At 41.7% G+C, this 12,800-nt stretch carries 8 protein-coding genes; 4 read left to right on the top strand and 4 right to left on the bottom strand.

Going from position 1 to position 12,800, the window contains the following annotated elements; all coding sequences use genetic code 11:
• Positions 1 to 87: 87 nt before the first annotated feature.
• Complete coding sequence (locus A3K93_RS03305; protein WP_067728910.1) at positions 88 to 1,629, top strand: hypothetical protein; 1,542 nt, start codon at positions 88 to 90, stop codon at positions 1,627 to 1,629.
• Positions 1,630 to 1,870: 241 nt separating this feature from the next.
• Here A3K93_RS03305 and A3K93_RS03300 read toward each other — a convergent pair whose 3' ends face one another.
• Positions 1,871 to 3,490, bottom strand: coding sequence for an inorganic phosphate transporter (locus A3K93_RS03300; protein WP_067728908.1), 1,620 nt, complete (start codon positions 3,488 to 3,490; stop codon positions 1,871 to 1,873).
• Positions 3,491 to 3,954: 464 nt separating this feature from the next.
• Here A3K93_RS03300 and metH point away from each other — a divergent pair, with 464 nt between their 5' ends.
• Positions 3,955 to 7,641, top strand: coding sequence for a methionine synthase (gene metH, locus A3K93_RS03295; protein ID WP_067728906.1), 3,687 nt, complete (start codon positions 3,955 to 3,957; stop codon positions 7,639 to 7,641).
• A 150-nt stretch (positions 7,642 to 7,791) separates the two neighbouring features.
• Here the strand turns inward: metH and A3K93_RS03290 are convergent, their stop codons facing one another.
• Complete coding sequence (locus A3K93_RS03290; protein ID WP_067728904.1) at positions 7,792 to 8,688, bottom strand: TIR domain-containing protein; 897 nt, start codon at positions 8,686 to 8,688, stop codon at positions 7,792 to 7,794.
• Positions 8,685 to 9,008 carry a hypothetical protein gene (locus tag A3K93_RS03285; protein ID WP_201787402.1) on the bottom strand — a complete coding sequence of 108 codons (324 nt, stop codon included), beginning with the start codon at positions 9,006 to 9,008 and terminating at the stop codon, positions 8,685 to 8,687. Before A3K93_RS03285 ends, A3K93_RS03290 begins: the two co-directional genes overlap by 4 nt.
• Before the next feature lie 86 nt (positions 9,009 to 9,094).
• On the opposite strand from A3K93_RS03285, the gene A3K93_RS03275 reads away from it, so the two are divergent.
• A protein-coding gene (locus A3K93_RS03275; protein WP_101494814.1) for an IS3 family transposase occupies positions 9,095 to 10,254 on the top strand; the annotation gives its coding sequence in 2 pieces (ribosomal slippage) (positions 9,095 to 9,329 and positions 9,329 to 10,254; 1,161 coding nt in all).
• 164 nt (positions 10,255 to 10,418) lie between these two features.
• Here A3K93_RS03275 and A3K93_RS03270 read toward each other — a convergent pair.
• The gene (locus A3K93_RS03270; RefSeq protein WP_067728898.1) at positions 10,419 to 10,781 is read right to left on the bottom strand and encodes an endonuclease domain-containing protein; all 363 of its coding nucleotides are present in this window, start codon (positions 10,779 to 10,781) and stop codon (positions 10,419 to 10,421) included.
• 260 nt (positions 10,782 to 11,041) lie between these two features.
• On the opposite strand from A3K93_RS03270, the gene dhaK reads away from it, so the two are divergent.
• Entirely contained in the window at positions 11,042 to 12,772 is a 1,731-nt protein-coding gene (gene dhaK / locus A3K93_RS03265; RefSeq protein ID WP_067728896.1) for a dihydroxyacetone kinase subunit DhaK, read from the top strand.
• The last annotated feature ends 28 nt before the right edge of the window (positions 12,773 to 12,800 follow it).

Raw genomic sequence — 12,800 nt, 5'->3', positions numbered from 1 at the left:
GGCAGTTATTGCCAACCTGATGCCAAACTTAGCAGCGATAATGTATACATCTGTATATTAATTGCTGTTAAGCACGAGATATTTTGCATGTCCACTTCAATTGACGGTCTTCAATTCCCTCTCCCCAATACTCAAGAAAAACCAAGTACCTCTAAACTCGGCCGCGCCTTACTTGCTGCAGCTTTGCAAGTTGATAATCCAGACTCAGCACAAGCGGTGCAAAAAGAAAAAAAATGGCGTAAACATTATCCAGTTCATTTCAAAAAATTAGTTGAATCAGGTTTAGAATCAGCAGAAGCTGCTATTCGCATTGCTAAAAATGGTTTGGAATATGCACACCAACATTTTGAATTTTACCGAAATGGTCAAAAGCATCTACTGAAAGATGTGATGCAACTTGAAACTCAAGCATTTGAAACATTCAAAATGAAAGGTGCTTCTGATAAAGCGCCTGAATGGTATGTGCCTTATCATGGACAAAATCTTTCAGGAGATGATTTACTCCAGCAAATTCAGACTTGGGAAGATCGTGGCATTGTTGAACCGAGTCATGCCGCTGCCTTACGTGAATGTATCGCACACCCTGAATGGTTTGATTTATCTGACCGTACAACAGTGTTGTTTGGTGCGGCATCTGAGGCTGGTCCGCTGACATGGTTATCCAAATGGAAAGCGAATATTGTTGCAGTTGACCTACCCAATGAACGTGTTTGGGGAAAGATCTTAGACACGGTTGCTCAAGGTAACGCTAATCTTTACGCGCCATGTGATGAACAAATTACTGCTGACTCATCAATTGATCTATTAAAAACTAAACTCGGTGCAAATTTATTAACCCAAACACCTGAAATTGCAAAATGGTTAGTTCAGTTTGAACAAGATTTAGATCTTGCCGCAATTGCTTACCTCGATGGTGAAAAACACGTTCGTGTTTCGATGGCAATGGATGCCATTATGAAATATGTTAGTGAGCAAAAAGCCAATACCAGCCTAATGTATATGTGTACGCCTACTGATGTTTATGCCGTTCCACAAGAAGTGATTCATGCATCACGTGATAAATTCCAAACACGTTCGACTGCACATGCGTTAATTTCTAAAGGGATTTCTCGTCTTTCAGCGCAGCATTTCTTTAAACGCAGTGAGTATCAACTTTACCTTTCAGGCAAGCAATCTTACGGAATCTGTGACTGTTTAGTGGTAGAGCAAGGTCCAAACTACGCGTTGGCAAAACGCTTACAACAATGGCGTGCAACATTAGCGCGTGAAAATGGTCAACGTGTCAGTATCAATATTGCACCTTCGACCACAACGCGTTCTGTGACCAAGAATCCGTTGCTTAAAGCTGCATTTAATGGGGCAAGCATTTTCGATGTTGAAGCATTTGCTCCTGAAACAACCAACGCGATTATGGCGGCATTATGGATTCATGATTTACGCAATCCAAAATCTGTCGCAAACCCTGAAGTTGAGTTAAACCATCCTTTAGAATTGATGATGCATGGTGCAAATCACGGTGGCTTATGGCGTGTCGCATATTTGGCGCGCACAGCTTTACCATTCGCTGCACTCTGCGGTTTTGCTGAAGAGAAATTACCAAAAGGATTATTGAGTAAGTTGAAGAAGTAATTTTTCAAATATACGAACTAATCTAAATGATTTGGTGACAAGGAAGTTACTGTTAGGCTTTTTTATTTGCAGTTACAAATAGTGCTGAGAATAAGCCTCAGAAAGTAGGATCAATCTAACAAAAGATTCATTTGCCTTAAGAAGTGTAGTTTCAACTTCTTTATATTTCTTGCTATAAACGTTTTAAAAGACACCCATAAAAAAACGCTGCCTAGGCAGCGTTTTTTTATGAAATATTTAATTAGAAAACTTTAAGCAATAACCAATATAAAGCACCTGATAAACAGATCGTTGCAGGCAGTGTAAACACCCAAGCAGACAGAATAGATTTGACCATCTTAAAGTTCAGACCAGACTTATTCGCAACCATCGTACCTGCAACCGCAGAGTTAAGAACGTGTGTGGTAGACACTGGCATACCGAAACCATCAGCTGCAGCAATGGTCGACATTGCGACTAATTCTGCTGACATGCCTTGACCATACGTCATATGCTCTTTACCAATACGCTCACCCACAGTTACGACAATACGTTTCCAACCGACCATCGTACCTAGACCAAGTGCCAACGCTGTAGCTACTTTTACCCACGTCGGAATGTACTGTAAGAATGAATCAAGGTTGCTACGATATTCCTTCACTGTTTCTTCTTGAGCAGGCGTCATCGCGGGTAAAGCATCTGCTTTATCCAAACGTTTAAACGCTGTAGTGCTCAAGTACATATCATTACGGAATTCTGCAACCTGATCTTCCGGTACTTCTTTGATGTTGCTATAAGTACCAACTTTCTCACCCAAATGATCAGTTAAGCTTGCCAATGCAGGCACTACTTCAGGCGTAATTTCTTTAGTCTGAATATACTTCGTGATCGTTGCGCGTGCTTGCTCATCAGGAATATCTTCATGCTGCGCATAAATCACTTGAGCAGTATTTTGAGACAATTGACTAAATGACTGAATGTGTTCTTGATCCAAGTTTTTATTCAGTGAATATGCCAATGGAACGCAGCCGATCAAGATTAACATGATCAAGCCCATACCTTTTTGACCATCATTTGAACCATGCGCAAAACTTACACCTGTACATGTGAAGATCAAAATGGCACGAATCAATGGTGGTGGTGGTTTATTACCTTCAGGCGGTTGGAAAAGTTCAAGCTGTTTACGGAAGATTTTCTTCACAAGCAAGAATAAAACTGCCGCAAAAGCAAAACCAATCAATGGAGAAAACAGTAGGGCTTTACCTACTTTCAGCACCTGTTCCATATCAATACCCGAAGCACCTGTGCCTGCGTGTAAGATATAGTTCATGATCCCCACACCTAAAATTGAACCAATCAAGGTGTGTGAACTTGATGCTGGGATACCAAGGAACCATGTTCCTAAGTTCCATAAAATGGCTGCAATCAGCATCGCAAAGACCATGGCAAAGCCTGCACCTGAACCGACATTCATGATCAGTTCAACAGGCAATAAAGCAATAATCCCGTAAGCCACCGCACCGCTTGCTACCATTACCCCAAGGAAATTACAAAAGCCAGCCCACATCACTGCAACAGGTGCAGACAGTGCATTGGTATAAATGACTGTCGCGACCGCATTGGCTGTGTCATGGAAGCCATTTACAAATTCAAAGCTAAGCGCGATAAATAAAGCCGTTGCCAACATGATCATTGAATAAAGACCAACAGGCGGAACGTGCGCTAAATCTGCAGTTAATTGAAAGCCAATATAAATCAGCGTAGAAATAATAAGTGTTAAAAACACCGGCATAAAAAATTTCGGTGTAGGCACATGAACATTGGTCGACTTTTGTGGAGCCGATTGTTGTGCAGAATCTACGGGAGTTTGATTAGAATTCATTCAAGCAGGAATAGAGGATTCAGAATGAATCTATTGTTCAATTTAATTATGACAGTTATATGACAATGTGCCGTTATCTGATGCAGTTATCTACACATTTTTGTCGTTTTTTTAATCTTAATACACACTTACCCATGAATTTTAATCTTTTTAATTACAATCACTTATAAAATATTCTATCTAATTATGTTATATCAGCTTAATTATTACCCTTAGATCTGCTTTGAAACATTTGCTGTCATATTCATGTCAAATGTTTTCATATTGCTAATTTAAGCTTCAATCATGACATTTTGATGACGCATCCGCGTGGATTTCGTCTTGTTCAGCCTAGCTTAAATCATTTCGCTCTTATCAAATTTTCATATCAAGCATATCCATCTTTCTGAGGAATGAGCCGCAGAATTCATTGTTTAATTCTGCTAAGATGACCGATGTTTTTGATTTCTGCTGAGAAAGTTTGAATGTCCACACTTGCCACTCTAAAAGAACTTCTTGCCAAGAGAATTTTAATTATCGATGGTGCAATGGGTACCATGATCCAACGCCATAAACTGGAAGAAGCCGATTATCGTGGTGAGCGTTTTGCAGATTGGGCATATGACCTTAAAGGCAACAATGACCTTTTGGTGTTAACTCAGCCACAGATTATTCAAGGCATTCACGAAGCCTATCTTGAAGCGGGTGCGGACATTATTGAAACCAATACCTTTAACGGTACACGTGTTTCCATGTCGGATTACCACATGGAAGACTTGGTCCCTGAGATTAACCGTGAAGCCGCGCGCCTTGCAAAAGAAGCCTGTGCCAAATATTCAACGCCTGAAAAACCACGTTTTGTGGCAGGTGTGATTGGGCCGACATCTCGTACGACGTCGATTTCACCGAATGTAAATGACCCTGCGTTTCGTAACATCACTTTTGATGAACTCAAAGTAAATTATATTGAGTCGACCAAAGCGCTCATTGAAGGCGGCGTCGATATCATCCTGATTGAAACCATTTTCGATACCTTAAATGCCAAAGCTGCCATCTTTGCCGTAAAAGAAGTCTTTAAAGAACTTGGCACTGAATTGCCTATTATGATTTCAGGTACGATTACCGATGCCTCAGGTCGTACATTGACAGGTCAAACTGCTGAAGCGTTCTGGAACTCAATGCGCCATGCAGAGCCTTTATCGATTGGCTTTAACTGTGCACTTGGTGCAGATGCGATGCGTCCACACGTCAAAACCGTGTCTGACGTTGCGGATACTTTTGTTTCAGCGCATCCTAACGCAGGCTTACCAAATGCCTTCGGTGGTTATGATGAAACCCCTGAACAAACTGCAGCATTTATTAAAGAATTTGCTGAAAGTGGTTTAATTAACATCACCGGTGGTTGCTGTGGTACCACACCGGATCATATCCGTGCGATTGCGCAAGCGGTTGAAGGCATTACTCCACGTCAAGTGCCTGAAATTGAACCTGCATGTCGTTTAAGTGGTTTAGAGCCATTTAACATCACTAAAGATTCATTGTTCGTGAACGTCGGTGAACGTACCAACGTGACAGGTTCTAAGAAATTCCTTCGCTTAATTAAAGAAGGTAACTTCACCGAAGCGTTGGATGTGGCACGTCAACAAGTTGAAGCCGGTGCACAGATCATCGACATCAACATGGATGAAGGGATGCTCGATTCGCAAGAAGCGATGGTGCATTTCCTGAATTTGATTGCATCTGAACCTGATATTTCGCGTGTGCCCATCATGCTCGATTCTTCTAAATGGGAGATCATTGAAGCAGGTTTGAAATGCGTGCAAGGTAAAGCAGTTGTCAACTCGATTTCCCTCAAAGAAGGTTATGACGAGTTTGTCGAACGTGCGCGTTTATGTCGTCAATACGGTGCAGCTGTCATTGTCATGGCATTTGACGAAGATGGTCAGGCCGATACTGCAGAACGCAAAAAAGCCATTTGTAAACGTTCTTATGATGTGCTTGTGAATGAAGTGGGCTTCCCTTCTGAAGATATTATCTTTGACCCGAACGTGTTTGCCGTTGCAACCGGTATTGAAGAACACAACAACTATGGCGTGGACTTCATTGAAGCAACCGGTTGGATTAAACAAAACCTGCCAAATGCGATGGTGTCAGGCGGTATCTCAAACGTATCGTTCTCATTCCGTGGTAACGAACCTGTACGTGAAGCGATCCATGCGGTGTTCTTGTATCACGGCATTCAACAAGGTTTAACCATGGGGATCGTCAACGCAGGTCAGCTTGCGATTTATGATGATATCGATGCAGAACTCAAAGAAGCCGTTGAAGATGTGGTACTGAACCGTAATCAAGGTGCTAACGGTCAAGAAGCAACAGAAAAACTGCTTGCAGTGGCTGAAAAATACCGTGGTCAAGCAGGTGCGCAAAAAGCCGAAGAAAACATTGAATGGCGTAATGAACCTGTAGAAAAACGTCTTGAATATGCGCTTGTAAAAGGTATTACCACGTATATCGATGAAGACACCGAAGAAGCACGTTTAAAAGCAGCCCGTCCGCTTGATGTGATCGAAGGTCCACTCATGGCAGGTATGAACGTGGTGGGTGACTTGTTCGGTGCCGGCAAAATGTTCTTACCACAAGTGGTGAAATCTGCACGTGTGATGAAACAAGCCGTGGCGTGGTTGAATCCTTTCATTGAAGCAGAAAAAACCCAAGGCGAAGCCAAAGGTAAAATCTTGCTTGCAACAGTAAAAGGCGACGTACACGACATTGGTAAAAACATTGTCGGCGTGGTACTGGGCTGTAACGGTTATGACATCGTCGATCTTGGCGTGATGGTGCCTTGTGAGAAGATTCTACAAACTGCGATTGATGAGAAAGTTGACATCATTGGTTTGTCAGGTTTGATCACACCGTCATTGGATGAAATGGTTTTTGTTGCCAAAGAAATGCAACGTAAAGGCTTTAACATTCCACTCATGATTGGTGGTGCGACCACGTCTAAAGCACATACTGCGGTGAAAATTGCTCCGCAATATCACAATGATGGCGTGTACTACACGGCTGATGCATCTCGTGCTGTGGGTGTTGCAACACAACTTTTATCTGCTGATATGAAGCCACAATTGGCAGCTGACTATGCTGCGGATTATGAAAAAATCCGTACCCGTCTTGCCAACAAGCAACCGAAAGCGGCCAAACTCTCTTATGCTGAATCAGTTGAAAATGGTTTCAAAATTGACTTTGAAAAGCATGCCCCTGTGAAGCCAAACTTCATTGGTTCACAAACCTTCACCAACTATCCTTTAGAAACATTGGTGGAATACTTCGACTGGACACCGTTCTTTATTTCTTGGAGCTTGGCGGGTAAATTCCCGAAAATCCTTGAAGATGAGGTGGTGGGCGAAGCAGCACGTGACTTGTATGCGCAAGCACAAGAAATGCTCAAAGACATTATCGAAAATAAACGCTTTGATGCACGTGCAACCTTTAGCATTTACCCTGCCAACCGTGTGGCAGCAGATACTGTTGCCGTGACGGATGCAAATGGCAATGTGACCCATACCTTCGAGCATCTTCGTCAGCAATCTGACAAAGTGACCGGTAAAGCAAACTTCTCATTGGCTGACTTTGTTGCGCCAAAAGATGTCGCGCAAGATTACTTAGGCGGCTTCACCGTTTCGATCTTTGGTGCAGAAGAACTTTCGCAAGAATACAAAGCCAAAGGTGATGACTATAACGCGATTATGGTTCAAGCCTTGGGTGACCGTTTTGCAGAAGCCTTTGCAGAGCACTTGCACCAACGTATTCGTAAAGAGTTCTGGGGCTACCAAGCTGATGAACAGCTTTCCAATGAAGAATTGATCAAAGAGAAGTATGTCGGTATTCGCCCTGCACCGGGCTACCCTGCTTGCCCTGAACATTCTGAAAAAGCGCCATTGTTTGATTGGTTAGGTACCACTGAGAAGATGGGGACTTACCTGACTTCTAGCTTTGCAATGTGGCCGCCTTCATCAGTGAGCGGTTTCTACTACGCAAACCCTGAAACGGAATACTTTAACGTGGGTAAAATCTCTGGCGATCAGTTGGAAGATTATGCGAAACGTAAAGGTTGGACCTTGGATGAGGCGAAGCGATGGCTAGCACCGAATTTGGATGATTCAGTTCAATAATTTGAATTAATAAAAGCTCTCAGATTGAGGGCTTTTATTTTTTAATCCCCCTAAATCCCCCTTTTTCAAAGGGGGACTTTCGCGTATCCAACTGATTACGTGACAGCTCCTCCCTTTTTTAAAGGGAGGTTAGGAGGGATTCACTAAAACTTAAATCATTTTATTCATATCTATCAAGTAACCTGCAGCTTTAAGTTCTTTGGCAAGGCTAAACTTCCAAGCTTCATATTTATCCATTTCGGTATAAACCACACCCCCAAAATCACTTGGAATCTCTAAATCAGCTGTTTTTAAAGCACACACTCTTTCTCGCCCAAGTTTACCAATAAAGTAACCCAATTCTAAAATCACGTTCTGACGTGCTCTTGGTTTATCTGTAACTTCTGATAATGCTCTACCTACATCATCAGGTGTCAACAACACAATGGCAAAACCAACATCAGAGTTTCTCTCAATTTTTTCAATAATAGTACGACCACCATTTGCCTGTTCATGAAGAATAATTGCTTCAAAACCATATTTTTCTAGAAATCGTGCAACTGTTTGTAAAGCACCATGATCATGACCATGCACAATGAAAATTCTATTATTTGACACAGGCAAAATTACCTCAAGCTTTGTACTTCCATTAGACTGAATATATTGTTTGTAATCTCGAACAAATGGGATAATTAAATTCCTAACCATGTTATGGATATAATTAATTGTTTTTCCTGATGAATGATAAAATGTATAACTAAAATTTTCGGCAGAATTTTCCTCATTTCCAAATTTTTGAATCAGTAAATACTGCAATGCTAAGTTTTCATCATCATTATCAGTCCACTCCAAAGATGCACTACCAATCATCCCACCTTCAGAATTATAACTATTCTTTAAAAAATCATCTAAACTCACATTTTGGATCAATTTTTCATTATAAGCTTTCAATTCATCGTGTCTTAAAAGACGTGCTAACTTTTGTAAAAGTGCCTCATAAGTTTGATAGTGCGATGCCTGTAAATCCAAGACAGTATTGTCAATTTTTCTTAGCAGATCACTCGTCATACTTGAGTATCCTCATCATTATTTGTTCTAGCTTCAGCGGCTTTATCAATTATCGACTGACGACGATTTTCTTTTAAATTTTCAGCTATTTCACTAATCATAGGATTATTCAAATAGTTTTCGGACTTTTGGTCTATCATATTTTCCATACTAATAATTGCTTGCTCAATGCTTTCAGCATCAAATGGATCAAAACCAATCTCCCCAAGAGAACCATCGATTTCTTTCATAAATTTTTCTAATTGCTTCATTTGCTTAGATAGTTGATCAAGCCCATTTATTTTCATCAATCTTCTCTTTTCTATTTCTAATTCAAACATTTAATCTTTAAATTGATCCTAGACAAAATAATGGACAGCACGTCCCTCTAAAGATAACGTAACTTTAATCTTTGGAGATTCAAGAAATGGCTAAACGTTTTAGTCCTGAATTTAAACAGCAAGCAATTGATTATGCACTTTCAAACTCGCACGAATCTTTAGCTGCAATCGCCCAGAAATTAGGTGTTGGTTATTCAACATTGGATAAATGGATTCGTGAAATCAATCCGGCGGGTTCAAGCAAACGCCAACTTTCACCAGAACAACAGCGGATTTTAGAATTAGAGAAAGAAGTCAAACAGCTCAGGGAAGCCAATGACATCTTAAAAAAAGCGCATGTGTACTTTCTGACAGATCATGCCAAGAAAAGTACACGGTAATTCAAGATCTGGATGTGAATGAAGTCACTGTATCTTCTGCCTGTAAATGCCTGGGTGTCAGCACTTCAGGCTATTATGCCTGGCGAAAACGCCAGGCCAATCCAGCGCAGAAATATAATGATTTAAAAGCCGTATATTGGCAGCATCATGCACGATTGGGTGCACCTTCATTAGTACATGACATGCATGATTTAGGGTACACCATGAGCGAACGAACCGTTGGAAGAATGCTAAAAAAACTTGGTCTACGGAGCAAGATTGCACGTAAATACAAGTATACGACTGATTCAAAGCATCGTTTGCCTACAGCACCAAACTTGTTAGATCGCCAATTTACAGTCATGCAGCCTAACAAGGTTTGGACAACGGATATTACCTATATCCGTACCAAGCAAGGTTGGCTGTATTTATGTGTGATGCTGGATCTATTTAGTCGTCGTATCGTGGGATGGCAAACCAGCCATCGAATAGACCGCCAATTGGTGTGTGATGCGTTTCATTATTCAATGGCTCGTCAGGGCTATCCAACAGGTGTTATGGTTCATTCGGACCAAGGCAGTCAGTACTGTAGTCGTGATTTTAGAGCACTCTTGCTGACAAATGATTGTATTCAAAGTATGTCTAGACGAGGAAACTGTTGGGATAATGCCGTGACTGAAAGCTTCTTTCATACATTGAAAGGCCATGTGGTGCATGGCAGTGTGTTTGTCACTCGAAAAGAGGCGAATGCGGTCTTGTTTGACTATATTGAGATTTATTACAATCGGGTCAGAAGGCATTCTGCAAACGGTTGGTTAAGTCCAGAAGCTTTTGAACAGAAATATATTAAAAGTTTAGAGGGATCGATTGTCCACGATACTGTCTAGGATCAAATATTTATTTAATCAATCAGAAAATCTTTTTTTATCAGAATATTTCCACACCATTTGAATATTCCAATCCCTCCTAACCTCCCTTTAAAAAGGGAGGAACTACGCGAGTCCACAACCACAATTGAATTCACGTGAAGTCCCCTTTAGCAAAGGGGGATTTAGGGGGATTCCTGCTGAATAAATTGATAAATTCTATCCACCACGTCATCAATCCGCCCCATCACCTGCCCATTATCAAACCTCAGCACTTTTAGCCCCAACTGAGCGAGAGCTTCATCCCGAATCCGATCTGCTTCCAAACCTTCAACCGTAAAGTGCTGACTACCATCACACTCAATTACTAAATTGGCAGCAGGACAGTAAAAATCCACGATGTAATTCAAAATGGGCTTTTGCCGATAAAACTGTAAACCTAAAATTTGCTTATTACGAAGTCGTGACCATAATAACTTTTCAGCATCAGTCATATTATTGCGTAAGTCACGCGAGGCGTGTTTTAAATTTTTATTGTAGGGTTTCATTTTTATTCTCTTTTTAGAAGCTCCCCTAACTCCTCTTTTTCAAAGAGGGGAATTTCGCGTATCAAATTGATTACTTGACAGCCCCTCCCTTTTTCAAAGGGAGGTTGGGAGGGATTTAATTTATCAAATATGCGCCCCTTTTCTAACCACCCAACCCCAAATCATCCGTTTTTACATTTTTAACTCTGCACAAAAGCGCACTTTCTAGGATAATAGCCACATTTAGCATTCTCCCAAATTTACAGGTAAAGGTTTCCTGCATGAAAAAGCTCATGAACAACCCAGAACAACTGGTTGTCGAAATGTGCAAAGGCTTTGTCCTTGCTCACCCTGAACTCGAATTTACCGAGTCACACAAAATCATTTCAAGAAAAGAAAAACACAACAATGTAGCCCTCATTAGTGGCGGTGGTAGCGGTCATGAGCCTGCACATGCGGGCTTTGTCGGTAAAGGCATGTTAGACGCTGCCGTATGTGGCGATGTCTTTGCATCACCTTCACAAATTCAGGTCTATAAAGCACTGCAACACGTCGCAACAGACAAAGGTGTGCTGATGATCATCAAAAACTATTCTGGCGACATGATGAATTTCCAGAACGGTGCAGCCTTAGCGACTGAAGATGGCATCAAAGTTGACTACGTCAAAGTGGCGGATGATATTGCAGTCAAAGACAGCTTATATACTGTAGGTCGTCGTGGCGTTGCAGGAACCATCTTTGTACACAAAATTGCTGGTGCTGCTGCATCAAAAGGCTATGAACTTGCACGTGTCAAAGAGCTTGCACAAAAAGCTGCAGACAATGTTATTAGCTTAGGTTTTGCTTATAGCTCTTGTACCGTTCCTGCTAAAGGCACACCAACCTTTACCCTCGCCGATGATGAAATGGAATACGGCGTAGGCATCCACGGTGAACCTGGCATCCGTCGTGAAAAAATCTTGCCATCTAAAGAACTCGCACAGCGTATTGTCGATGACTTATTCCTAGACCGTCCTGACCTGACTGAAGTGGCAGTGTTGGTGAATGGTTTTGGTTCAACACCTGCACAAGAACTATATGTATTTAACAATGATGTCTGCGAACACTTAGCGCGTAAAGGCATCAAAATTTACCGTACTTTTGTTGGCAACTACATGACCAGTATCGATATGAACGGTGCGTCGGTGTCTTTACTTGCAGTCGATGATGAACTGAAAACTTACCTTGATGCAGAAGCCAACACCCCTGCGTTTAAAATGGATGGTTCAGCAGCACCTGCGATTGAATTTACAGCCAAAGATGCGTCTAAAGAAGGTGTGGTCAATACCGAAGTAGAAACCCAACCTGAGCATGCCATCATTAGTAATGAGCAATTCACGATTGAAAATATGCGCTATGTGGTGGATGTCATGGCAGCATGTATCATCAAAAATGAAGTGCCATTCTGTGAACTCGATGCGCATGCCGGTGATGGTGACTTTGGTATGAGCGTAGCTAAAGGCTTTAAGCAACTCAAACGTGAATGGCAAAGCCTGATTCAAGCACAGCATATGGATGAATTCATGTTGAACTGCTCGATGATTATTATGGAACACTGTGGCGGTGCTTCAGGTCCTATTTGGGGTTCTGCATTCCGTGCGGCAAGTAAAGCCATTAAAGGTAAAACCACATTAACCGTGGCGGATTTTGCTGAGATGCTTCAAGCAGCCGTCAAAGGCATTCAAACTACAGGTGAACGTTCATTTGGTCGTGGTGCGGTTATTGGTGATAAAACCCTCATTGATGCCTTGGTGCCTTGCGCAGATGCTTGGTCAGCCAATACCGACAAAACATTTAAAGAAAACTTTGTGCTAGGTGCAAAAGCTGCGGTACAAGGTGCAGAATCCACCAAAGAGATTGTGGCACGTATGGGCCGTGCTGGTACGGTGGGTGATCGTAGCTTAGGCTATCCTGATGCGGGTGCACACGGTTTAGGTGTGATCTTTACCGATATCGCCGAACATATTAAGTAAGTTTAACGTGATTAAAAGCCCTGAAAAT

It is taken from the genome of Acinetobacter sp. NCu2D-2 (assembly GCF_001647675.1).
Taxonomy (GTDB): Bacteria; Pseudomonadota; Gammaproteobacteria; order Pseudomonadales; family Moraxellaceae; genus Acinetobacter.
Note: the sequence above shows the minus strand (reverse complement) of the source record. Positions and strands in the feature narration are given on the sequence as shown.